Here is a 23,431-nt window from a genome sequence, read left to right as displayed (position 1 = left end):
GTTGATGAGTGCGTACCAAGGTGTTGTTTTTCTGGGTGCTCGGTGGAATCATCACCGCCTTCGCCGCCGCGATCGTGCTCATCGGTGCCGCTGGTTGGCTCACTCTTCGCTCGTCGTGGTTCGAGGACAGCTTGTCCAAGGTGTCGGTCACAGAAGACGCCGACGGGGCTGAACGGATCGCCGAAGCCATGGGTGTTCACCTGAACGACAGTGCCATCGACTACGGGGAAGTGACATCGCAGTTGCAAGGCAAACCGAGTGCTTACCTCGTCGTGAAATCGGACAGTGCGATGCTGCGCGACAGGATCATTCGGCAGTCACGGCTGCGCTGTGCGACCACCGATCCGCCGAATATGGCGTCGATGCGCTCACCGTCGAGGCACGGTCCGCCGCGCTCACCGACTCTGACGGCATGTGGCCGGCCGGCTGGCGACTACAACGACCCGGCGTCAGCGGGGGAGTGGGGCGGTCATCTCACCGTCTGGTTCGACCCCCAGGCGGGTGACCGCAGCACATGGCTCTACATTTCCGCCGCCCCATTCTGATCGAACGGGTGCAGCACGCTTCGCGTAGTTCGTACAGCGCCACTCGAACTAATGACGACCCGCCTGTGAGGGCCGACCGTAATGATGGATGAGTGAATTTCGATGGAATGATCCGTGTGGATGAAGGCGCGCCGCGCGTCGTGCGGATCGAAGACGTGCCGGCTCTTTCCTACCTCGACATCGAAGCGCGACGCGAGTTCTGGGGTCACGTCGGTCTCTTGCCGACTCTCGAGCGGCTTTCGCGAATCTTCGCTGACCTGGACCTGGCCCGCATGACGAACAGTGATGACGACGTTGTGCTCGCTTTCTTGTCCGAGGTCAGCGAACCAGCTGGCGCGCAGACTGCCGACCTGCTGGCTCGCGGCAACGCTGTGCTGCATCCGATGCCGCTGTTCCTGGCGATCAAAGAAGTCATCGAGTGGGCCGATGTGGACGGGGATACCGCGCCCACGAGTGACGAACTCCTGGCGGTCTTTCTGAGCCTGTCGGCTGAAGCCCATGACGCAGCAATGCCCACGGAGGGGGCAGGCCTTGACCAGATGCTCGACGAGATGACGCTGACCCGCCTGACCCAAACAGCACTGCTGCATCCCGAGCCCCTGGAACTCCTGTCGGCGTCGACGGAGGGGATCTGGTATCGAGGCTGGTCAGACAGAACCTCCGACAAGGTCAAGCGTAACCTCGCCGACTCTCCAGCCGCGCAGTGGGCCGAGATCACCGGGGTCGATCTCGACGACCTCCTGTCACTCGGGTGGCTGTTCTACAACCTCTGGAAACACGAAGCACTTACGTGTATCGAGCCTGAGTTCTTCGGTCGCTACGCCGTCGCACCAGAAGCCGTCGACTTCCTGATGAGCCATTGCACGGTGTCAATCGCAGATTTGCGCAACCAGCTGGCGCAGGAACGAGCCCAGAACGCGTCGCTCTGGACTCGCTACAAGCTGCAACAGACCCCGTTTGTGCGTCTCGACGACGGCACACTGCTACCCATCCGATTTCAGTACGTGATCCAACGCATCTTCGGCGACCATCTCTACCTCGAGACCGAACACATGCTGCGCGTGGCCGACTCAAAGAAGGCTGATCACTACGCAGAGGCAATGCGGAACATCTTCGAGGAACGCGTTGGCGAGGTCCTCCAACGGATCTGTGCCTACGACGAATCGGGAGAGACTGTGCTCGTCGAAGAGTCCGAGATGAAGCGAGTCTGGAGAACGAACAAGTCGACACCGCCAAAGATCTGCGATTTCGCGCTCTCTCGTGGGCATGGTTGCATTCTGATCGACGCCAACATGCGTAGCTTGCCCCAACCCTTCGCGGAAGGTGCGGCGACGATCGAATCGCTGCAGCTAGAGATTGAACAACGGTTCACGACAACCAAATTCCGGCAGTTACTCAGCACCGTCGACCTTTTCATGAGCCGAGGCTGGAACAGGTTGCGTACGGCGGTCACCGGTCGCACAAGATTTGTCCCGATCGTGGTTGTTCCCGACGCGGGAATTCCAGGCGACATCGCAGTCGAGAACGCGGTGTATACAAGGGCATTCGTCCTAGTACGCAAGTACAACCAGAACCCGAACGCCACTAAGGTCCATGTCCCGGCAATTCTCACCTGGCGTGACTTGCTCCGACTCGATGGACTTGCAGAGCGCGGCATCGATATTTTTGTCCTACTCAAACGCTGGCGCAATGTTGATCCACAAGGCCGGTACGGCCGCGAGCCGCTCCCGGTGCCGCTGAGTGAGTTTCTCGATCGCCAGCACCTCAACTCTCCTATGAGTCAGCGAGAACACCGGCGAGGATGGGACTTGTTCGAGCATCTGCGTTCGCGCACTGAACAACGCGCGATCGCTGCCATACCGCCGCCCCTTCGCCAGTCAGTGGCAGCAGAACTCGCGCGCCTGCGGCGCGACCAACCGAACTTCGACAACCGACACGAGTTTGTCGAGCGCGACGGCCGTGCCGTCAGAGTCGCCGAAGACCCAACGAACTTGGTAGACGAAGAAGGCCGCTGACAGACAGTCCAGACGGTCGCCTGGCCACTTTTGGGCGGGCGTAGCGTCGGTTATGACAATGGGTAACGCATTCGTCTGTCCCCCATGGTGGTCGTATCACGTGGGGGTTATGACGGGCCCGCCCCAGCGGACCGTGGCGTCCGCGGTGACATCGATGCCGGGATCGTCTCGAACGGCGTCCGAGACGGGGTCGCGGTCTGCGGCGGCCCGAGGGCGCGGCGGTGTCGGTCTCGCGATGAGCGGGGCCACTAGACTCGAGGCGTGACCGGAGCCGACGACTCGACACGTGACCGCGACCGCGACGGTCTCCCGGATCCCGGTCCGACCGACGACGATGCGACATCCGACGCGGACGGCCCGGACGAACCCTCCGCAGCGAACGATAGGACCGGTGGGTCGACCCGTCGTCGGGGCGACCGGCTTCCCGTCCGACGCGACGATCCCGACCGTCCCGGACCCGGGCGCCGGATGGCCGACCTGCTGGCCCGCACCGACTCCAGCGCCGGGGTCGTCAAGGCGGCTCGCGCCGCACGAGATCTGATCCCGCACGACGAGAACCCGATCACCGGGCCGCGTGCATCTGACCGCGTGGCACGCCTCATCAGCGAGTCCCGGCCCGAAAAACCCAGTGCCATACGAGAGCTCGGCCTCGCCTCGATCCAGGTGTGGCAGGCGTTGGTGACCACACGACGTCGTCGATCCGAACGCACCCCAGTCCCCGCCACCATCTTGTTCACCGATCTCGTCGGATTCTCGACGTGGGCCCTGCATGCGGGAGACGACCAGGTCCTCCAACTCCTCCGCGACGTCAACGGCGTCACCGAGAACATCGTGCGCAGCCGCGGCGGACGTATCGTCAAACATCTCGGCGACGGGACGATGGCCGTGTTCATCGACGGTGTCAAAGCGATCGAGGCCGGTCACGAGGTGATCGTCGCCGTGAGTGCCCTGACGGTAGGGGACTACCGGCCACAGCTGCGAGCCGGTCTCCACACCGGCGAACCGCGGGCGGTCGGTGACGATTTCCTCGGTGTCGATGTGAACGTCGCCGCTCGGGTCGCGGCAGCGGCGGGAGCCGGTGAGCTGTTGGCCAGCGGAGCGGCCGTCGAGGCCGCCGGCGCCGATCGGTACGCCACTCGTCGTCGGCGATTCCGCGCCAAGGGGGTACCGCGCGACATCGAGGTGTTCGCCGTCGTGCCCCGCTACTCCGACTGATCGATCCCCGACGTTATGAAGGTCCGACAGTCGAATCCTAAGATCGCGACCAACAGAACTTACGTCAGACAGCGCCGAGAACGGTACTCCCACAGCCTCATTGAAGGGCCGATAATAGACGACTTCATGTGTCCCCTGAGTCGAAGCGAGCGCACCGGAACTGGTAGCACCCGCCTCGATCATCATCCCGTCGACAGTTCACGTCAGCAACCGAGAGACAGATGATTCCCCATCCGAGCGCGCGCAACAAGGCAGGTCGCAGGGTCGGCGGTGACTGGTGCTGTCGTTGGTCTCGTCGCGGTTTTCGGCTGGCGGTATGCGAGTCCGCGCCAACTCGTTCTCAGCGACCCTACGGGCGAGTTCGCTGGTCAGGATCGTGGGTTCTTCATCATCGCCGACTACCTGCTGGCGGTAGCAGGTCCGCGCTGGTTTCCCGAACTTCTGGTGTTTCCTGCTGCCGGATTGCTGATTGGGTCCGTGATAGGCCTGGCTACGGTGCCGGTGACGGCTTCCGGGCAGGGATGGCGACAGACCACGGTCTCGATGGTGGCGGCGCTCGCAACCGGGGCTGTCATCGGACTGTTCGCTGCCCTCTACGCGCGCCGGGTGCAACCCATTGTGCTGATCCAGAATTTCGACGACCCGTCATTCGTCCTGACCGATGCCTGGATCGAGGCCCATCCCATGATGGTGAGTGGTGGCCCGCGCCACTTCGACGTGTCGCCCGAGCTCGTGTACTTCCCGCTGACAGGAGCACTGTGTGCGCTGGTCATCGTGGTGGCTTTCGAAGCGACTCGCTGCGTGATCTCTCGCGGGCGGGCGTCGCGTTCTCCGCACGACGGGCCGTGACACCGCACGACTGGTCAACCCCGGCTGCGGGTTCCAAACCTTGAGGATGTTGTCGATCGCATGCACTACTCCGCAGCCCGGATGTCGTCTGTCGCGACGAATAGTTCGGGCCAGCGTCTGAACCAGTTCGAATGGGTCTGACGAGTCGGCGTGGGTCTCACTCGAGACCCACGCCGGCTTCCAGTCAGCGCTGCGCGGCGGCGAGCGCCTCGTTGAACGTCGTGCTCGGACGCATGACGGCGGCGGTCTTGTCCCAGTCGGGGTAGTAGTAGCCGCCGATGTCGACCTGCTCGCCCTGCACCGCGTTGAGCTCCTCGACGATCTTGTCCTCGTTGGCCGCGAGGGTTTCGGCCAGCGACGAGAAGTGCTTCGCGAGCTCGTCGTCCTCGGTCTGCGCGGCGAGTTCCTGCGCCCAGTAGAGCGCCAGGTAGAACTGGCTGCCGCGGTTGTCGAGTTCGCCGGTCTTGCGCGACGGTCCCTTGTCGTTCTCGAGCAGCTTGCCGGTGGCGGTGTCGAGGGCCTTCGCGAGGAGAACGGCGCGCTTGTCGTCGAACTTCTTGCCCACGTCCTCGAGGCTCACCGCGAGCGCGAGGAACTCGCCGAGCGAGTCCCAGCGGAGGTGGTTCTCCTCGATGAGCTGCTTGACGTGCTTCGGCGCAGAACCGCCCGCGCCGGTCTCGTAGAGTCCGCCGCCGGCCATCAGCGGGACGATCGACAGCATCTTGGCGCTGGTGCCGAGTTCCAGGATCGGGAACAGGTCGGTCAGGTAGTCGCGCAGGATGTTGCCCGTCGCCGAGATGGTGTCCAGGCCGCGGACGACGCGCTCGAGGGTGTACCGCATGGCGCGGACCTGCGACATGATCTGGATGTCGAGGCCCTCGGTGTCGTGATCCGGCAGGTACTTGTGGACCTTCTTGATCAGCTCGTTCTCATGCGGGCGGTACGGGTCGAGCCAGAAGAGCACCGGCATCCCGGAATCGCGGCACCGGTTCACGGCCAGCTTGATCCAGTCCTGGATGGGCGCGTCCTTGACGATGCACAGACGCCAGATGTCGCCCTCTTCGACGGTCTGGGTGAGCAGCACCTCGCCGGTCTCCAGATCGGTGATGTTGGCGGTGCCGCCCGCGGGGACCTCGAAGGTCTTGTCGTGCGAGCCGTACTCCTCGGCCTTCTGCGCCATCAGACCGACGTTGGGCACCGTGCCCATCGTCGTGGGATCGAACTGTCCGTTGGTCTTACAGAAGTTGATCATCTCCTGGTAGATGCGGGAGAAGGTCGACTCCGGGTTGACGGCCTTGGTGTCCTTGAGCCGGCCGTCGGCGCCGTACATCTTGCCGCCCGCGCGGATCATGGCCGGCATCGAGGCGTCGACGATGACGTCGCTGGGGGAGTGGAAGTTGGTGATGCCGCGGGCCGAGTCGACCATCGCCAGCTCGGGGCGATGCTCGTGGCACTTGTGCAGGTCGTCGATGATCTCCTCGCGCTGCGCGCTGGGCAGCGACTCGATCTTGCTGTAGAGATCCGACAGCCCGTTGTTGACGTTGACGCCGAGCTCGTCGAAGAGTTCGCCGTGCTTCTCGAAGGCCTCGCGGTAGAAGACCTTGACCGCGTGCCCGAAGACGATCGGGTGCGAGACCCGCATCATGGTGGCCTTGACGTGCAGCGAGAACATCACGCCGGTCTTGTATGCGTCGTCGATCTGTTCCTCGTAGAACTTGATCAGGGCTTTCTTGCTCATGAACATGCTGTCGATGACGTCACCGTCGGTCAGCGTGACCTCGGGCTTGAGCACGAGGGTCTCGCCGGAGTCGGTGATCAGCTCCATCTTGACCTTGCGGTCGCCGGAGACGGTCATCGACTTCTCACCGTGGTAGAAGTCGCCTTCGCGCATGTGGGCGACGTGGGTGCGCGAAGCCATCGACCACTCACCCATGCTGTGCGGGTGCTTCTTCGCGTACTCCTTGACCGCCTTCGGTGCTCGACGGTCCGAGTTGCCTTCGCGCAGAACGGGGTTCACGGCGCTACCGAGGCACTTGGTGTACCGGTCGCGAATCGCGCGCTCCTCGTCGGTCTTCGGGTTGCCCGGGAAGTCGGGCAGGTCGTAACCCTTGCCCTGGAGCTCCTTGATGGCGGCGAGCAGCTGGGGGACCGACGCGGAGATGTTGGGGAGCTTGATGATGTTGGTGTCGGACTTCTGGGTCAGCTTGCCGAGCTCGCCCAGGTTGTCGGTGACCTTCTGGTCATCGGGCAGGAGGTCGGAGAACTCGGCGAGGATGCGAGCCGCGACGGAGATGTCGCTGGTCTCGACGGCGATCCCGGCCGCTCCGGCGAACGTGCGCACGACCGGCAGAAACGCGTGAGTGGCGAGCATGGGTGCCTCGTCGGTCAGCGTATAGATGATGGTCGGCTGTTCGGCACTCATGCGATGTGTTCTCGATTCTGTCTTGGTCGACGCGTTTGTGTGTTCGGCCTTGTGGGTCCGGTTTTACCGATATCACGACGGGGATGGACTCGCGTGACATCCACCCATGATTTTGCCTGTCCGGGCCGGGCGGCGGGAGACGTGGTCGGTGGATTCGCGTCGAACGCCAGGTGGTAACGGCTGTGACCTGGCCTGCGTCCCAAAATTTGTGTGGTCGACGCCACAGATGGTTCGCCCGGGTGCCGACATGAGTCGACCCCACTCGGTTGGCGGGTGATCGCCGTCGAGCGGGGTCGGTCGGGACGGTGGGGCTTGGCGCGGGTGGTGTCAGGCGACGCGAACCGGCACGGTCTGCCGGAGCCTGATCAGGCCGTCCCGGATGCGGGACTTGACGGTCGGCAGGGCGACGTCGAGATGTTCGGCGACCTCGCGGTAGGTGAGCCCATGGAAGTAGGCGAGCTCGATCGCCTGGCGCTGCAGCGGGGTGAGGGTTTCCAGGCCGGTGTGGATCAGGCGGGCGATCTCGCGTCGCTCCACCGATTCGCTGACCTCGTCGACCTCGCGGCCGGTGTCGGCGATGCCGTAGGCCACTGTCCGGCGGGTCGCCGCCGACTCCGATCGCACGCGATCGACCGCGCGCCGATGTGCGAGCGTGAGAATCCATGACAGTGCGGAGCCGGACGCGGGATCGTAGGCGTCAGCATTGCGCCAGACCGCCAGGAACGTCTCCTGGGTGGCCTCCTCGCTGTAGCCCGGATCGCGGAGGACACGCAGCGTCATGCCGTAGACCCGGTCACACGTCGCGTCGTAGAACTGCGCGAACGCGTCCATGTCGCCGGTGGCCACCCGGGCGAGGAGAGTGCTCAGTTCGGTGTCTTTCATCACGAAGCTCCTTGCCGCAGATGGATTGTCCCGCTCTCGGGGCTCACGTCGGGCGGCACTGCGCCGGGTGGCCGAGTTGCGATGTGTCCAACGCTAGGCCCCGCGCTGCGCAAAGTGATCATCGCGACACACAACGGGACGCTTTCGCAATACTTGGTAACGGGGAGATAACGGCGGCGCTCCTACCCTCCGAACCGCCGATGAGCTGGGATGTCGGCGCCGCGGAGTAGCCTGCTCGCCACGAGAGGAGCGTGGATGCCTGACGACACCACAACGATCGCCGACGGTCGTGCACGTTGCCTGTGGGCGGCGCGCGAACCGGAGACCACCTATCACGACACGGAGTGGGGGTTCCCGATCGCCGGTGACACGGCGCTGTTCGAGCGTGTCTGCCTCGAGGGCTTCCAGTCGGGTCTGAGCTGGCGGACGATCCTGATCAAGCGGGAGAACTTCCGTGCGGCGTTCGCGGGGTTCGACATCGAACGCGTGGCACGCTTCACCGAGGCCGACGTCGCCAGGCTGCTCGCCGACGCCGGCATCATCCGACACCGCGGCAAGATCGAGGCATCGATCAACAATGCTCGCCGGGCCGTCGAATTGATCGACGAGCAGGGGTCGCTGGAGTCCTATTTCTGGAACTATGCCCCCGCCGGGGACCACGTACCCGGTTCGATGACGACCTCGCCCGAGTCGCTCGCTCTGTCCAAGGACCTGAAGAAGCGCGGCTGGCGGTTCGTCGGTCCGACCACGATGTTCGCCCTCATGCAGGCAACGGGAATGGTCAACGACCACGCGTACGGCTGCGTGATCCGCGAGGACGTGGAAGCGGCGCTGCGCAAGGCGAGGCCGCACAAATTGTAGACAATCCGACAATGTGCCATCATCCCTGCATGACGGCCCAAATCGGCATCGGGATGGTGTGCCCGTTCGACATGGCTCTCGATCGTGAGCTGTGGCGGTGGATGCCGGATTCGGTGTCGCTGTACTTCACCCGCACCGGTTTCATCGACGCGCCGGTGGACGTGGAACTGTGCCGCGACCTCAACAACCACGCCGAGATCGCCGCCGCCGTGCGCGCCGTCTCGTCGGTCGGTCCGCGTTCCTTCGGTTACGCCTGCGCGTCGGGCAGCTTCGTCTACGGGATGGCCGGCGCGCTCGAGATCTCGAACTGCATGGTCGCGGCCGGCGCCGACCGGGCGGTGACGACGTCCGAGGCCCTGATCCGCGCCCTCGATGCGCTGAACGTCGGTACGCTCTCGGTCGCCACGCCGTACACCGCGTCCCTCACCGGCCTGCTGTGCGATTTCCTCGCCGAGTCCGGCCGGAGCGTCGTCGCCCAGGCGGGACTCGGGCGGAACTCCGAGATCTGGACCATTCCGTACCACGTGACCGCGGACCTCATACGCGCCGCGGACCACCCCGACGCCGACGCGATCTTCGTGTCCTGCACGAACCTGTGGACCTACGACATCCTCGCCGGGCTCGAAGCCGAACTCGGCAAGCCCGTCCTGTCGGCGAACCAGGTCACCGCCTGGGCGACCCTGTGCGACGCCGGGGTTCTCGGTGAGATCAACGGGCCCGACGGCTCGTCGGAAGGCCATGCGCAGACACTGTTTGCCCGTAGCATTGCCGCATGACCTCGAGCGCGGCGACATTCGGCGAAGCAGGCACCGCCAAGTACGTGAATCTGACGACCTACCGCAAGGACGGCACTGCGGTGACCTCGCCGCTGTGGGCGGCGCTCGACGGCGACCAACTCGTCATGTGGACCGTCGCGGATTCGTGGAAGGTCAAGCGTCTGCGACGCGATCCGCTCATCGTCGTGCAGGCCTGTGACGTCCGGGGCCACAAGACTTTCGGCGCACCGGTCAGCGGTACCGCCGAGGTGCTCGACGCCGCGGACAGCGGTCGCGTCAAGAAGGCCATCACCGACAAGTACGGACTCCTCGGCAAGATCACCATGCTCGGCAGCAAGCTCCGCCGGGGCGATCACGGCAGCGTGGGGATCGTCATCACGCCTACGGCGTAAAGGTCAGAAGCGCGCGGATGTCAACGCGGCGTCAACAATGACGCGAACCGCGTATGGAATGCGTTAAGAGCTCTTTCGCGGCCCGTCGGGCTGCGTGATTCTTCGACGTGGCCACCGAGTGGTGGACGTCGATGTGATCGGAGAGTGACTGCGTGGCGGATCTCGTGTACGTGCTGCTGGCCCTCGCAGGGTTCGCCCTGTGTGTGCTGGCGGTGCGGGCCCTCGATGTGCGGACCAGATCGTGACCGCCGACGGGGTGACCAACGTCGTGCTGCTGGCTTTCGCCGCCGCGACCGTGGTGTTCCTGCTCGTCGCGCTGGTGTTCCCGGAGAGGTTCTGACGCCGTGAACACAACTGTTGCGGGACTGCTGCAGGTGGCCGCGCTGGTCGTCATCCTCGCCGTCGCCTACGTCCCTCTGGGCGATCACATGGCACGCGTCTACACCGGTGAGAAGGACCTTCTCGTCGAGCGCGTCCTCTACCGGATGGCGCGGGTGGACCTCCGCCGCCAGCAGACCTGGGTGGGTTACGCCCTTGCGGTGCTGGCCTTTTCGCTGATCTCGTTCCTCGTCGTCTACCTGTTGCAGCGTCTGCAAGGGGAGTTGCCGTGGTCCGACGGCAAGTCCGGTGTGGCCCCGTCGATGGCGTTCAACACCGCCATCTCTTTCGTCAGCAACACCAACTGGCAGTCCTTCTCGCCCGAAGTCGTGATGAGCAACCTGACACAGATGCTCGGCCTCGCCGTCCAGAACTTCGTGTCCGCGGCGGTGGGACTGGCGGTCGCCATCGCGGTCATCCGCGGGATCGTGAGCCGCCGCGGAACCGGCGAGATCGGGAACTTCTGGGTGGACCTGGTGCGCGGATCGGTCCGAATCCTGTTGCCGCTCAGCCTCGTCCTCGCGACACTGCTGATCACCCAGGGGCTGGTGCAGTCCTGGCACACCGGGTTCGGCTGGACGACCCTCGACGGTGCCGATGCGCGGAGCATGCTCGGCCCGTTCGCCTCGCAGGAGGCCATCAAGGAACTCGGCACCAACGGTGGCGGGACACTGTCGGCGAACTCGGCACACCCGTTCTCCAACCCGACGCCGCTGTCGAACCTGCTGGAGATCGCCGCACTCCTGTTGATTCCGGTCTGCCTGACGCGCACCTACGGAAGGATGGTCGGCGACCGCCGGCAGGGACTGACGCTGCTCGGCGTGATGGCCGCGATCTGGTCGCTGATGCTCACGCTCGTGTGGATCTTCGAGAGCCGCACCGCCGGAGGCGCTTCCGCGGCCGCCGGGGCGATGATGGAAGGCAAGGAGGTCCGGTTCGGCATCCCCGGATCGGCGCTGTTCGCGGTGTCGACCACCGGCACGTCGACCGGCGCGGTGAACTCCGCGCACGACAGTTTCTCGGCGGTCGGCGGCGGCGCCGTCCTGTGGAACATGCTGCTCGGTGAGGTCGCACCCGGCGGTGTGGGATCGGGTCTGTACGGCATCCTCGTGATGGCGATGATCACCGTCTTCATCGGTGGTCTGCTCGTCGGGCGCTCGCCCACGTTCCTCGGTAAACGCATCGGACAGCACGAGATCACCATGGCCGCGCTGTACGTGCTGGTGATGCCGGCGCTCGTGTTGATCGGCACCGGGATCTCCATGATCCTGGGATCGACGACGCAGGCGCAGGGCAACAGCGGAGAGCCGGGCACTCCGGGCTCGATCCACGGGTTCACCGAAGTCCTGTACGCATACGCATCGGCGGCGAACAACAACGGCAGTGCGTTCGGCGGACTCACGGTGACCGGTGACTGGTTCCAGGCCTCGCTCGGCATGGCCATGCTCTTGGGCCGTTTCCTGCCCATCGTGCTGGTGCTCGCGCTGGCCGGGCTGCTCGCCCGGCAGACGCCGCGCGGCGGTGACGCCCGGTCCGGGGACCCCGCGCGACCGTCGGCCGCCACCGGGGACCGAGTCGGCGGCGCGTCGACCGCGGTTCTCACCGTCCCTGCCGACACCGCCACCGATGACGTTGCGGCGGATACGCGTTCGACCCTGCCCACCTCCGGACTCCTGTTCGGATTCCTTCTGACCGCGACCATCGTGCTCGTCGCCGGTCTCACCTTCTTCCCGGCCATGGCGCTGGGACCGATTGCCGAGGCACTGCTGTGACCACACAACTCGTCACCACCGACGATCCTGACAAGACGGGCGTCGTGGATCCCACCGACCCCGAGCCGACGCTGGTGTCGCGCGGCGCCTTCGACGTGCGTTCGCTGGTGACGTCGATGCCGCTGGCACTGCGGAAGCTCAGCCCGCGCGATCAGGCCCGGAACCCGGTGATGTTCGTCGTGTTCCTCGGAGCCGTCGTCACCACCCTGCTCGCGATGCTGCGGCCATCCTGGTTCAGCTGGACCGTCGCCGCCTGGCTGTGGTTCACCGTGCTGTTCGCCAACCTCGCCGAAGCCGTCGCCGAGGGACGTGGCCGGGCGCAGGCCGACAGTCTACGAAAGGTGAAGCGGGACACGGTCGCCCGTCGGCTCATCGCCGACGACGACGTCGCCGGCGTCGGCGTCGGGGCGACCGAGGAGATCGCCGGCAGCGACCTGCGGATCGGCGACCTTGTCGTGGTCGAAGCGGGCGAGGTCATCGCCGGTGACGGCGACGTCGTCGACGGGATCGCCACCGTGGACGAGTCGGCGATCACCGGTGAGTCGGCGCCGGTCGTCCGCGAATCCGGTGGCGATCGCTCGGCGGTCACCGGCGGAACCGTGGTGCTCTCCGACCGCATCGTCGTCCGGATCACCACGGCGCCGGGGGAGACCTTCGTCGACCGGATGATCGCGCTCGTCGAAGGCGCCGCCCGAAAGAAGACCCCCAATGAGATCGCGCTGGACATCCTGCTGACGAGCCTGACGGTGATCTTCCTGCTCGCGGTCGTCGCCGTCGGGCCGATGCAGGAGTACGCCGGGCAGTCGCCCGATCCGGTGAAATTGATCGCGCTGCTGGTGTGCCTCATACCGACGACCATCGGCGCCCTGCTCAGCTCGATCGGCATCGCCGGCATGGATCGGCTGGTGCAACGCAACGTTCTGGCCATGTCGGGGCGCGCGGTCGAGGCGGCCGGCGACATCGACACCCTGCTGATGGACAAGACCGGGACGATCACCTACGGCAATCGTCGTGCCGCCGACCTGTTCCCGGCACCGGGAGTGTCCGTCGAGGAACTGGCACGGGTCGCCCACCGGTGCAGCCTCGCCGACGACACCCCCGAGGGACGAAGCATCGTCGACCTCTGCCGGACCGCGTACGGGGTGGCCGCCGACGCGGAGACGGGCCCAGACCGTCCGGTCAGCGACACGATCATCCCGTTCACCGCGCAGACCCGAATGAGTGGCGTGGACTCCCGGGCCGATGGTGTGGCAAGCGGCGGGGCCACGGTCGAGTACCGCAAGGGCGCCGCCGATGCGGTCGCCCGATGGGTCGCCGCCGGCGAGGGCACCGTCGACGACACCGTCGCCGCCGATGTGGAGCGGGTCTCGTCGGCGGGCGGTACACCGCTCGTGGTCGGGGTTCGCACCCACGGGCAACCGGCCCGGGTCATGGGTGTGATCGCGTTGTCCGACGTGGTGAAACCGGGCATGACGGCACGGTTCGCGCAGCTGCGCGCGATGGGCATCCGCACCGTGATGGTCACCGGCGACAACCCGCTCACCGCCCGGGCCATCGCGACCGAGGCCGGTGTCGACGACTTCGTCGCCGAGGCCACACCCGAGCAGAAGCTGGATCTCATCCGCTCCGAGCAGGCCGCCGGGCGCCTCGTCGCGATGACCGGCGACGGCACCAACGACGCACCCGCTCTGGCGCAGGCCGACGTGGGCCTCGCGATGAGCACCGGGACATCGGCGGCCAAGGAAGCCGGCAACATGGTGGATCTCGACTCCGACCCGACGAAACTCATCGAGGTCGTCGGCATCGGCAAGCAGTTGCTGATCACCCAAGGTGCCCTGGCGACGTTCTCGCTCGCCAACGACCTCGCGAAGTACTTCGCGATCCTGCCCGCGATGTTCACCGCCGTCTATCCGCAACTCGACGCCCTGAACATCATGGGCCTGCATTCGGCGCAGTCGGCGATCGTGTCCGCGGTGATCTTCAACGCACTGATCATCGTGGCGCTCATCCCGCTGTCGTTGCGCGGCGTGCGCTACCGGCCGGACTCGGCGTCGAAGTTGTTGGGCCGCAACCTACTCGTCTATGGAATCGGTGGGGTGGTCACGCCGTTCATCGGTATCTGGCTGATCGATCTCCTCGTTCGTCTTCTTCCGGGAATGGGATGACGTCATGAACACAGTCTGGTCCGGCTTCGTCCGGCAATGCGTCGCCGCCGCGGGCATGATCCTCGGTCTCACGATCATCCTCGGTCTCGTCTATCCCGCTGCCGTGTGGGCGATCTCGCGGGTGAACACCGACGGGGCGGAGGGCTCGCGGGTGTTCGATACCGCGGGATGTGCGGTCGGCTCGACGCTGGTCGGTGTCGACCCGCAGGTCGAAGCGGGTGCGCCCGATCCGTACCTGCATGCGCGGGTCGTGGGCGCCCCGGGTGAGCCGATGGCGACCGGCGATCCGTCGGCGTCCGCGGCGACCAATCAGGGGCCCAACAGCGAGGTCCTGCTGACCAACGTCACCGCGCGTCGTGCGCTGATCGCCGAACGGGAGGGAGTGACCCCCGCTCAGGTGCCCGCCGACGCGGTGACCGGGTCGGGGTCGGGTCTCGACCCGCACATCAGTCCCGCCTATGCCGGGCTACAGGTCGCCCGGCTCGCGCGCGAGAACCGTCGGTCACCCGCGGAGATCGAGGCGGTCATCGACGCGCACACCGAGGGCAGACAGTTCGGATTCCTCGGTGAGCCCCGCGTGAACGTCCTCGAGGTGAACCTCGCGTTGGGGCACGCGCCGCCCGGCTGTCGCGCCCCGTGAGCGCGGTTAGACTCGGTCGATGACATCAGCGGTGACCGGGCACCACGATGGTCGCGGCAAGCTGCGGGTGTTCCTCGGTTGTGCGCCCGGCGTCGGCAAGACCTACGAGATGCTCGCGCAGGCCAGAACCCTTGTCGACGAGGGTGTGGACGTCGTGATCGGGGTCGTCGAATCCCACGGTCGGGTCGCGACTGCCGCTCTCGCGGAAGGTGTGGAGGTCGTCCCGCGCACCAGACGGCCCTACCGCGGGACACCGCTGGAGGACATGGATCTCGAGGCGGTGCTGGCTCGCCGGCCGCAGGTGGTGCTGGTCGACGAGCTCGCCCACACGAATGTCCCCGGGCTCCGAAACCGCAAGCGGTGGGAGGACATCGAGGAGTTGCTCGCCGCGGGGTTCGACGTCTACTCGACGATCAACATCCAGCATCTGGAGAGTCTGAACGACGTCGTCGCCCAGATCACCGGAGTGGTCCAACGGGAGACCGTGCCCGACGACATCGTGCGCGGTGCCGATGAGATCGAACTCGTCGACATCGATCCGCAAGCGTTGCGCCAGCGCCTGTCCGCGGGCAAGGTCTATCCGAACGGGCGGGTCGACGGTGCCCTGGCCAACTACTTCCGGCAGGGCAATCTCACCGCGCTGCGCGAGCTCGCGCTGTTGTGGCTCGCCGACCAGGTCGACGACAAGCTTGCGGATTATCGTGCGGCGCGCTCCATCACCGAGACCTGGGAAGCGCGTGAACGGGTCGTGGTGGCCGTCACCGGTGGCGCCGAATCGCCGACCCTGCTCCGCCGCGCGAGCCGGATCGCATCGCGGTCGAGCGCCGAACTGCTGGCCGTCCATGTGGTCAGGGGCGACGGGCTGACCGGTGCGGGCGTGGACCTCGCCGCGCTCAAGGAACTCGCGACGGGATTCGGGGCGCGAATCCACACCGTCGTCGGCGACGACATCCCGGACACGCTGCTGGACTTCGCACGTGGCGTCAACGCCACCCAGCTCGTACTCGGCACCTCGCGCCGACCGCGATGGCAGCGGATCTTCGACGAAGGCGTCGGCGCCGCCGTGGTGAGCGAGAGCGGCCGCATCGACGTGCACATGGTGACCCACGACGAGACGACCCGGCGGTCCCGACTAGACATCCGGGACACCCGCTTCCACCGGCCGTTGAGCTGGGTCTTCGCGGTGCTGGTCCCGGCCGCCGTCACCGGGGTGCTCCAGCTGCTCGACCCGTGGCTCGGTTTCGCCAGCCAATCGGCGCTGTACTTCGTTGCGGTGCTGGCGGTGTCGATGCTCGGTGGCATCCTGCCGGCCGCGTTGTCGGCGGTCATCTCCGGCCTTCTGCTGAACTACTTCTTCACCGATCCCAGGTTCACGTTCACGATCAGCCAGCCCGACAATCTGATCACCATCCTGGTCATGCTGTTGATCGCGATAGCGGTTGCCGTGCTGGTGGATTCGGCGACCGTTCGACGTGCACAGGCGCAGGACGCCGCCCGCGAGGCCGAACTGCTCGCGCTGTTCTCCAGCGTCGTGCTCGGCGGCGCCGACGTCCCGGTGCTGCTGGATCGGTTCCGGGAGACCTACGATCAGTCGGCCGTGTCGGTGGTACGGCGGACCTCGCGGGTCGGCCGGACGGTCGAGGCCGCGGTGGGCGACTCACCGCCGACGACCCCGGAGGACGCCGACACCGTCTGCGTCGTGCCGGGTGACGAGTTCGAACTGCTCCTGCGCGGGCCGAAGCTCGGGGCGCGGGATCGTCGCGTCCTGTCGGCCGTGGCCGGGCAGGCGGCGGGCGCCGTGCAGCGTCACGCCCTCGAAGCCGAGGCGGCGACGGCCGACGCGCTCGCGCGCACCGACGAGCTACGGCGGGCCCTGCTGTCGGCGGTCGGACACGACCTGCGGACACCGTTGGCCGCGGCGAAGGCGGCGGTGTCGAGCCTGCGCAGTGACGACGTCACCTTCAGCGCCGAAGACACCGCGGAACTGCTGGCGACCGTCGACGAGTCGGTCGACCACCTCACCTCGCTGGTGGGGAACCTGCTGGACTCCTCGCGGCTCGCGGCAGGGGCGGTCCGGCCGCAGCGGCAGCGGACCTTCCTCCCCGAGGTCGTGCATCGCGCCGCGGTGACGGCGGGGCGACCCGACCGGCAACCGGGCCCGGTCTTCGATCTCGAACATGCCTGGGCGTATACCGATCCCGGACTGCTGGAGCGTGCGCTGGCGAACCTCATCGACAACGCGCGCCGACACGGCGGCGGGCAGTTCGAGATCACCGCCCGGTTGACCCCCGCCGACCCGCCGCGATGCGTGATCCGGGTCGTCGACCACGGAACCGGTCTCCCGATGGTGGATCGAGACCAGATCTTCGTACCCTTCCATCAGAATGGCGACACCAGCGGCGCGTCGTCGGGGGTGGGCCTGGGGCTGTCGGTGGCGCGGGGATTCGTCACGGCAATCGGGGGCGTGCTGAGCGTCGAGGACACGCCGGGCGGTGGCGCCACCATGGTCGTCGACCTGCCCGCGACCGACGAGGATACGCACGCCGAGACCGAAGGGCCGACTCGATGAGCGCCGAGAAGACGCGGGTCCTGGTCGTCGACGACGAACCGCAGTTGTTGCGAGCCTTACGGATCAACCTCAACGCGCGTGGCTTCGCGGTGACGACCGCGGCCACCGGGGCCGCGGCGCTGACGGCGGCCGCGCGGGAGAACCCGCACGTCGTGGTGCTCGATCTCGGCCTGCCCGACATCGACGGTCTGACGGTTCTCGAGGGACTGCGCGGATGGACGACGGTGCCCGTCATCGTCCTGTCGGCGCGCACCGACGCTGCCGACAAGGTCGTCGCGCTGGACTCGGGGGCCGACGACTACGTCACCAAACCTTTTGGCATGGAGGAGTTCCTGGCCCGGCTGCGAGCTGCGCTACGGCGCGGAGCCGTGTCGAACGCGACGTCGAAAGCACCGGTCGTGGACGCGGGTGCCTTCGTCGTGGATCTGGCCGCCAAACAGGTGACGCGCGGGGAGGTTCCGGTCCACCTGACGCCGACCGAGTGGGGCATCCTGGAGATGCTGGTGCGTCACGAGGGAAAACTGGTGTCGCAGAGTGACATCCTGACCACGGTGTGGGGCCCGGGGTACCTGGGGCAGAGCAACTACCTGCGCGTCTACCTGGCGAGTCTTCGACGCAAACTCGAGGAGGACCCGGCGCACCCGCGGCACCTCCTGACCGAGGCCGGAATGGGCTACCGGTTCGTCCGTGGCGCACCGTGATCACGGCGTCGGAGATCCCGGTCGGTCTGTCGGAGCAGGCCGCGCTCGGTCCGCTGTGGGTGGACTGGCTGTCGCGTCTACCGGGCGCGGTCTCGGCGCTCCTGGACGAGTGGGGATTGCGTCGTGACGGCGACGAGTTGTGGCACGGGTTCGAGTCACTCGTCGTTCCCGTGCTCGACCGGCAGGGTGCGCGGGCAATCCTCAAGGTGGCCTTCGACGGTGACGACGAAGGCGCGCAAGAGGCACTGGGACTGCAACATTGGCACGGTCGCGGAGCGGTAAGCATGTTGCGCGCCGATCCGCGTCGTCGCGCGATCCTCCTCGAACGACTGACGCGACGCGATCTGACCACCGTCGACGATGACGAAGCATGCCGGGTGGTCGCCGGGCTCTACGGCCGGTTGCACGTCCCCGCGCCGGGGCGGCTGGCGCTCCTCACCACCCACCTCGAGCGCTGGCTCGACAGCCTGGCCGGCATCCCGCGGGACGCCCCGGTACCGCGACGGTTCGTCGAGCAGGCGCTGTCGGTCGGCCGAGACTTCCTGGCCGACACGGCCACGGTGGGTGTCATCGTGCACGGCGACCTGCACCACGAGAACGTCCTCGCCGATGCCGACGGCCGCTGGGTCGCCATCGACCCGAGCCCGATGTCGGGGGATGCGCACTACGAACTCGCCCCCATGCTGTGGAATCGCCTCGGCCCGCGCGTATCCGACGTTCGGTACGACATCCGCCGCCGCTTCTACACCATCACCGATGCGGCGGACCTCAATCCGGACCGGGCCCGCGACTGGGTCATCGTCCGGATGATCCTCAACGCGCACTGGGCGATCGAGGACGCCGACCGCGCGTCGCGCCCGCTCCGACCGGCCGACCGAGAGTGGATCACCACCTGCATCACCGTCGCGAAAGCGGTGATCGACTGATCCGTCGACCGTGCGCCGATTCTCGTTGACAGCGCGTCGAGGTCGAGGAGCCCTCCCTCCGCTGGTTGAGCCGGCACGTCTCGCTGGTTGAGCCGGCACCCCCCTCCGCTGGTTGAGGCGGCACCCCCCTCCGCTGGTTGAGCCGGCACCCCCCCTCCGCTGGTTGAGCCGGCACCCCCCTCCGCTGGTTGAGCCGGCACCCTCCTCCGCTGGTTGAGCCGGCACCTCCCTCCGCTGGTTGAGCCGGCACCCCCTCCGCTGGTTGAGCCGGCAACGAGCCGCTAGGCGAGTCGCCGTGTCGAAACCACCTGGTGACCCGAGAAACTCAACTACCGACAATCAGGCCGGCGTCATTCCGGACTGTCTCTGGATTTCGCTGCCGGCGTGACACGCCAGCTTGTCGGGCTACGCCTCCGCGAAGACATTGACTCGACGTACACATTTGCGGCGCTTTCGGGTTGGTCGGTTGAGGGCTGAGGTCGTTACGGGTTTGCCTGGTTACCAGGTGGTTTCGACTCGGCGCCTCGCTCCGCTCGGGGCCGGCTCAACCAGCGGGTGGGGGCGCCCCTCAACCAGCGGGTGGGGGACACACTCTGACGAGACTGGTGAGTGGTTTCGACACGGCGCCTCGCTCCGCTCGGGGCCGGCTCAACCAGCGGGTGGGGACGCCTCTCAACCAGCGGGTGGGGACACCCCTCAACCAGCGGGTGGGGACACCCCTCAACCAGGGGGTGGGCCGGGCGGAGAGGTGAACAAGCTCCCGAGTCCGGGAGCGTCGACCGTGAGCCCGGTGAGTCGGAGCCCCTCCCACGCGGTGACCTGATTCGCGGTCAGCACGGGTTTGCGGAACTTGGCTTCGAGGTCGACGACCCACATCGCGGTGTGCAATGCGGTGTCGGGGACCAGGATTGCTTGTGCCGAGCCGGAATCGGCGGCCGACAGCATGTCGAACAATCCGTCGCCGTCGAACATGCCTGCCTCGGTCGCCGTCCCGATGTCGTTGGCGCGCAGGGCCACCACCTCGACACCCGCGTCGGCGAGAAACCCGGTGAAGCGACTCGCCAGTGGTTCCGGATAGGTGGCGGCGATCGCGACCCGTGACAGACCGAGATGCCGGCAGGCCGCGGCGAAGGCCAGTGACGTCGACGACGCCGGACGGCCGGACTTTTCGGCGACATCGGCGGCCTGGCGTCGGGCACCGTCGAAACCGTAGACGAAGCTGCCCGAGGTGCACGCCCACATCACCGCCGATGGGTGGTGGGCCTGCGCTCGCCGCAGGCCGTCGAAGAGGCGGTCCTGCTCGCCGACCGCAGCCATGGCCTCGACGGTGTGGTCGTCGGAGTCCACCTCGGTGATCACGACCGGCAATCGGACCTCGGAGTGGGGCTCGGCAGTGCCGATCGCCGCCTCGATCAGTTCGAAGTCGTCCTCGGCTGCGTGGCCGGGATAGAGCATTGCGACGGTGGTTGTCACGCCCACACCTCCAAGGTAGATTGTCAACAATCTACCAATCTCCCGAGGGGGCGCATGACGGACGCCACGCGGTGGCTCAGCGCCACGGAACTGGCCGAGGCCTACCGTACCGGCGAGCTGACGCCGGATTCGGTGGCGGCGGAACTGCTCGACGCCATCTATGACGTCGATCCGTCCATCAATGCGTTCTGCCTCATCGACCGCGAACGCACGTGCGCCGAGGCCCGGGAGTCCACTGAGCGATTCGCCGCCGGGACACCCCTCGGCCCGCTCGACGGGGTTCCGGTCTCGATCAAGGACCTGCTGCTGACCGCCGGATGGCCGACGTTGCGCGGCTCGCTGATGATCGAGCCCGATCAGATGGTGTGGGACATCGACGCTCCCGCGGTGGCACGTCTGCGCGAGGCAGGTGCGGTCCTGCTCGGAAAGGTCACCACACCGGAATTCGGATGGAAAGGCGTCACCGACAGTCCGCGCACGGGCGTCACCCGCAATCCGTGGGACACCTCGCGTACGTCGGGCGGGTCGAGCGGAGGCAGTGCCGCGGCGCTCGCGGCCGGCTTGGGTCCGCTGTCGGTCGGCACCGATGGTGGCGGTTCCATCCGGATACCGGCCGCCTACTGCGGCGTCGTCGGGTTCAAGCCGACACTCGGCCGGGTGCCCATGTATCCGCCGAGCCCGTTCGCGCCGGTGGCCCACGTCGGTCCGATGACGCGGACGGTGTCGGATTGCGCTGCGCTGCTGGATGTCCTGAGCGGGTTCGATCCCCGTGACTGGTCCGCACTGCCGTTGCCGACAACCAGTGCGGTCACCGCGGTCGCCGACGTTCGCGACCTCGCCGATCTGCGTGTCGGCTACAGCGCCGATCTCGGCTTCGGCACCAACGACCCAGGCGTACAGGCCAACACCGACCGGGTGGCGTCGGTACTGGAACAGCTCGGGGCGACCGTGGAGAAGGTCGATCTCGGATGGGAGGACCCGGCCTGGGCCTACCACGTCATCTGGTTCGCGGGTGCCGACGTCGTCGTCCGCGGGCTCGGACCGCACGCGGCCGAACACGTGGACCCGCTGCTGATCGACGCGGTGGAACGGCATTCCGGTTTCACTGCAACCGATTTCGTCAGCGCAACCGCGCTACGGATGGAGATGGGTACCCAGATGAGCCTGCTCCATGAGGAATTCGACGTCCTGCTGACGCCGTCGATGCCGACGGTGGCATTCGAGGCCGGTCGTATCGTCCCGGACGGGGCGGGGTCGCCCGACTGGACATCCTGGACCCCCTACAGCTACCCGTTCAATCTCACCGGTCAGCCGGCGATCACCGTGCCGAGTGGATTCGCCGATGGTCTGCCGACCGGCGCACAGTTCGTCGGCGCCCGGCATCACGACGCGACGGTGTTGCGCGTCGCGGCAGCGTACGAGGCGGCCGCCGGCTTCACGATGTTGGGAGACCGCGCGTGACCGACGAACAGCGAACCGGCCCCGCGGCCCGACTTGACCGGTTCATCACCGTGACATTGGAGAAGCGCGGGGTCACGGCGGTCGCCCGGATGCTCGATGCCGAGGCGCCTCGCACCGCGGCTGCGGTCTGGGACGCATTGCCGCTGGGCGGTCAGGTGTTTCACGGAAAGTTCGCCCGCAACGAGATCTACACCCTACTGCCGGCCTTCTCCGCGACCGAACCGGGCATGGAGAACACCACCATCACGCCCATCCCGGGCGACCTGTGTTACTTCACCTTCGACGGGGTGCTCGAGAACCCGGCGTATGGCTACGAGCTCGGCTCGGCCCCCGCCGAGCACCGGCTCCTCATCGACCTCGCAGTGTTCTACGGCCGCAACAATCTGCTGGTCAACGGTGACGTCGGATGGGTGCCGGGCAATGTGTTCGCCACGATCATCGAGGGTCTGGACGACTTCGCCGCAGCCTGCAATGACGTCTGGATGGGCGGCGCGCGCGGGGAAACACTGACTTACGCGCGCCATTCACGGTAAGAAAGAGGGAATGACGGTGACCATGAAGGTGGGGGCGAAGACGCCGGGTCCACAGGATCCGGGGACGAATCGAACCGTCGTCGACCAGGCGAAACAGGACAAATCGCCACGTCGGCGGGTGCTGTCGCCGCTGGTTCAGGAATCGACACCGGCGATCATCGCGCGTAAGTTGCACGATGCGATCGCAAACGGGGACTTCGCGCCCGGCTCGCAGTTGACGGAGTCGGGGCTGGCGGCCGATCTGGGCGTCAGTCGTGGTCCGCTGCGCGAGGCCATGCAGCGCCTGACCGCGGAAGGACTGCTGGTCAGCCACCGTAACCGCGGCTTGTTCGTCGTCTCGATGGAAGAGGACGACATCCGGGACATGTACGTCGCGCGCACTGCGGTGGAACGCGCTGCTGTGCAACAGGTGATCGCGCACCGCGAGCGGGAGGCGGTGGAGGCACTGGGCGGCGCGGTCGACGCGATGCGCGTCTTCGTCGACGAGCCGAACGGTGCGGGGATGGCCGAGGCCGACATGGCCTTTCACCAGACCTTGGTGGAATATGCTGGAAGTCAACGACTTTCGCGGTTGCACGAGACGATCCTCGTGGAGACGCGAATGTGTCTGCGAGCCATGCGAGGGACGTACTCCTCGGGAAAGGACCGGATCGACGAACACCAGGCGTTGGTGGACGCCATTGCCGCGGGAGACGCCGCGGCGGCCGATGCTCTGATGATCGAGCACATGGCCGACGGGTTGCGTCGCCTGCTCGGGAACGGCGAGGACGCCGTGAACCTGCAGGTGGCGAGGGGCTGATCGCCCGCGGCCCCGGGTCCACCGATCGCAGCTACGAGATCGACCTCAGCGGCCCCA

20 protein-coding genes are annotated in these 23,431 nt (G+C 66.7%); 17 read left to right on the top strand and 3 right to left on the bottom strand.

Annotated elements, in window-relative coordinates; all coding sequences use genetic code 11:
- The first annotated feature begins 8 nt into the window (after positions 1–8).
- The 4 genes from B1818_RS10505 (at position 9) to B1818_RS23950 (ending at position 4,624) form a co-directional block, all read left to right on the top strand.
- Positions 9–545 carry a hypothetical protein gene (locus tag B1818_RS10505; protein WP_231742207.1) on the top strand — a complete coding sequence of 179 codons (537 nt, stop codon included), beginning with the start codon at positions 9–11 and terminating at the stop codon, positions 543–545.
- A gap of 92 nt (positions 546–637) precedes the next feature.
- Entirely contained in the window at positions 638–2,560 is a 1,923-nt protein-coding gene (locus tag B1818_RS10500) for a hypothetical protein (RefSeq protein WP_139114175.1), read from the top strand.
- Positions 2,561–2,821: 261 nt separating this feature from the next.
- The gene (locus B1818_RS10495) at positions 2,822–3,775 is read left to right on the top strand and encodes an adenylate/guanylate cyclase domain-containing protein (RefSeq protein ID WP_058249821.1); all 954 of its coding nucleotides are present in this window, start codon (positions 2,822–2,824) and stop codon (positions 3,773–3,775) included.
- Between the two features lie 270 nt (positions 3,776–4,045).
- Positions 4,046–4,624, top strand: coding sequence for a hypothetical protein (locus B1818_RS23950; protein ID WP_058249822.1), 579 nt, complete (start codon positions 4,046–4,048; stop codon positions 4,622–4,624).
- A gap of 184 nt (positions 4,625–4,808) precedes the next feature.
- Here the strand turns inward: B1818_RS23950 and B1818_RS10485 are convergent, their stop codons facing one another.
- On the bottom strand, positions 4,809–7,046 hold the full coding sequence (locus tag B1818_RS10485) for an NADP-dependent isocitrate dehydrogenase (protein ID WP_058249823.1): 2,238 nt from the start codon (positions 7,044–7,046) through the stop codon (positions 4,809–4,811).
- A 327-nt stretch (positions 7,047–7,373) separates the two neighbouring features.
- Entirely contained in the window at positions 7,374–7,928 is a 555-nt protein-coding gene (sigK, locus tag B1818_RS10480) for an ECF RNA polymerase sigma factor SigK (RefSeq protein WP_058249824.1), read from the bottom strand.
- A gap of 255 nt (positions 7,929–8,183) precedes the next feature.
- Here sigK and B1818_RS10475 point away from each other — a divergent pair, with 255 nt between their 5' ends.
- From B1818_RS10475 to B1818_RS10430, 10 genes are all read left to right on the top strand, one after another.
- Positions 8,184–8,789 carry a DNA-3-methyladenine glycosylase I gene (locus tag B1818_RS10475; RefSeq protein ID WP_058249825.1) on the top strand — a complete coding sequence of 202 codons (606 nt, stop codon included), beginning with the start codon at positions 8,184–8,186 and terminating at the stop codon, positions 8,787–8,789.
- 29 nt (positions 8,790–8,818) lie between these two features.
- Positions 8,819–9,565: an Asp/Glu/hydantoin racemase gene (locus B1818_RS10470; protein WP_058249826.1), complete on the top strand. Its 747-nt coding sequence runs from the start codon at positions 8,819–8,821 to the stop codon at positions 9,563–9,565.
- Complete coding sequence (locus B1818_RS10465) at positions 9,562–9,957, top strand: PPOX class F420-dependent oxidoreductase (RefSeq protein WP_058249827.1); 396 nt, start codon at positions 9,562–9,564, stop codon at positions 9,955–9,957. The genes B1818_RS10470 and B1818_RS10465 overlap by 4 nt, the downstream gene beginning before the upstream one ends.
- Positions 9,958–10,198: 241 nt before the next feature.
- Positions 10,199–10,297 (top strand): potassium-transporting ATPase subunit F, encoded by a 99-nt coding sequence (locus B1818_RS10460; RefSeq protein ID WP_058249828.1) that lies wholly within the window; start codon positions 10,199–10,201, stop codon positions 10,295–10,297.
- A 4-nt stretch (positions 10,298–10,301) separates the two neighbouring features.
- Positions 10,302–12,107, top strand: a complete 1,806-nt coding sequence (gene kdpA / locus B1818_RS10455; RefSeq protein ID WP_058249829.1) for a potassium-transporting ATPase subunit KdpA — start codon at positions 10,302–10,304, stop codon at positions 12,105–12,107.
- A gap of 44 nt (positions 12,108–12,151) precedes the next feature.
- A complete protein-coding gene (kdpB, locus tag B1818_RS10450) occupies positions 12,152–14,272 on the top strand; it encodes a potassium-transporting ATPase subunit KdpB (protein WP_078112753.1) in 2,121 nt (706 codons plus the stop codon).
- Between the two features lie 4 nt (positions 14,273–14,276).
- A complete protein-coding gene (locus B1818_RS10445) occupies positions 14,277–14,912 on the top strand; it encodes a potassium-transporting ATPase subunit C (RefSeq protein WP_058249831.1) in 636 nt (211 codons plus the stop codon).
- A gap of 19 nt (positions 14,913–14,931) precedes the next feature.
- Positions 14,932–17,481 carry a sensor histidine kinase KdpD gene (locus tag B1818_RS10440; RefSeq protein ID WP_058249832.1) on the top strand — a complete coding sequence of 850 codons (2,550 nt, stop codon included), beginning with the start codon at positions 14,932–14,934 and terminating at the stop codon, positions 17,479–17,481.
- Positions 17,478–18,182 carry a response regulator gene (locus B1818_RS10435; RefSeq protein WP_058249833.1) on the top strand — a complete coding sequence of 235 codons (705 nt, stop codon included), beginning with the start codon at positions 17,478–17,480 and terminating at the stop codon, positions 18,180–18,182. The genes B1818_RS10440 and B1818_RS10435 overlap by 4 nt, the downstream gene beginning before the upstream one ends.
- Positions 18,179–19,108: an aminoglycoside phosphotransferase family protein gene (locus B1818_RS10430; protein WP_058249834.1), complete on the top strand. Its 930-nt coding sequence runs from the start codon at positions 18,179–18,181 to the stop codon at positions 19,106–19,108. The genes B1818_RS10435 and B1818_RS10430 overlap by 4 nt, the downstream gene beginning before the upstream one ends.
- Positions 19,109–19,828: 720 nt before the next feature.
- On the opposite strand, the gene B1818_RS10425 is transcribed toward B1818_RS10430, so the two are convergent.
- Positions 19,829–20,581, bottom strand: a complete 753-nt coding sequence (locus B1818_RS10425; protein WP_058249959.1) for a maleate cis-trans isomerase — start codon at positions 20,579–20,581, stop codon at positions 19,829–19,831.
- A 54-nt stretch (positions 20,582–20,635) separates the two neighbouring features.
- Between B1818_RS10425 and B1818_RS10420 the strand changes: the two genes are divergently transcribed.
- Genes B1818_RS10420 through B1818_RS10410 form a run of 3 tightly spaced genes read left to right on the top strand, consistent with a single transcriptional unit; the run spans position 20,636 to position 23,374 of the window.
- The gene (locus B1818_RS10420) at positions 20,636–22,042 is read left to right on the top strand and encodes an amidase (RefSeq protein ID WP_058249835.1); all 1,407 of its coding nucleotides are present in this window, start codon (positions 20,636–20,638) and stop codon (positions 22,040–22,042) included.
- Positions 22,039–22,575, top strand: coding sequence for a DUF3830 family protein (locus B1818_RS10415; RefSeq protein ID WP_058249836.1), 537 nt, complete (start codon positions 22,039–22,041; stop codon positions 22,573–22,575). The genes B1818_RS10420 and B1818_RS10415 overlap by 4 nt, the downstream gene beginning before the upstream one ends.
- 10 nt (positions 22,576–22,585) lie before the next feature.
- Positions 22,586–23,374 (top strand): GntR family transcriptional regulator, encoded by a 789-nt coding sequence (locus tag B1818_RS10410; RefSeq protein ID WP_058249837.1) that lies wholly within the window; start codon positions 22,586–22,588, stop codon positions 23,372–23,374.
- Positions 23,375–23,431: the final 57 nt, after the last annotated feature.

Source organism: Gordonia sp. IITR100 (genome assembly GCF_002009645.1).
Lineage (GTDB): Bacteria > Actinomycetota > Actinomycetes > Mycobacteriales > Mycobacteriaceae > Gordonia > Gordonia hongkongensis.
This window is presented reverse-complemented; position numbering and strand designations above follow the sequence as displayed.